Annotated in this window: 1 protein-coding gene; it reads left to right on the forward strand. The window is 40.8% G+C overall.

Annotation, left to right across the window (positions count from 1 at the left end; all coding sequences use genetic code 11):
• Positions 1-596 (forward strand): GGDEF domain-containing protein (locus R8O11_RS28760; protein ID WP_318195060.1); only part of this gene is annotated, 596 nt, incomplete at its 5' end.
• Positions 597-633 lie beyond the last annotated feature (37 nt).

Below are 633 nucleotides of genomic sequence, written 5' to 3' on the forward strand. Positions count from 1 at the left end.
ATATCACCAAGACTCATTTGCTAGAACAACGCCTTAAACAATTATCAGAAACTGATGCACTTACTGGTCTTCTCAACCGTCGGGCGTTTATCTCCAATTTAGATAATGCGATCATTCAACATACAAAACGTTCTAAAACACTTTCATGCTTGATGATCGATATTGATCACTTCAAAGATATTAATGATAGAGTTGGCCATTTTTCTGGTGATCATGTTATCACTCGCATTGCTCACGTTTGCCAAGGAGTCATTCGTGGCAGCGACTTTATAGGTCGATTGGGAGGAGAAGAGTTCGCAGTAATCTTAACAGATACGAATGCGATTCAAGCGTATGAAGTAGCTGAACGCATCCGCCAAGCTATACAAGCAACGATCTGTCATGTCGATGACGTTGAAATTACGACCACTGTTAGTATTGGTGTAGCAGAGTTGAATTCACAACAATCCAACGCAAAAGAGCTTCTAATCGAGGCCGATAAAGCGATGTACTATTCAAAGCACTCAGGACGCAATCAAGTCACCCTAGCTTACGAAAACCTGCCAGATCTTAAGCTTTATCAAGCCGGTCACTTAAAAATACAAAGAGTTTCTTAAATATAAGTTCCCCCCTTTCTGACCACAATAGCCTCTT

The organism is Vibrio sp. 1288 (genome assembly GCF_033344475.1).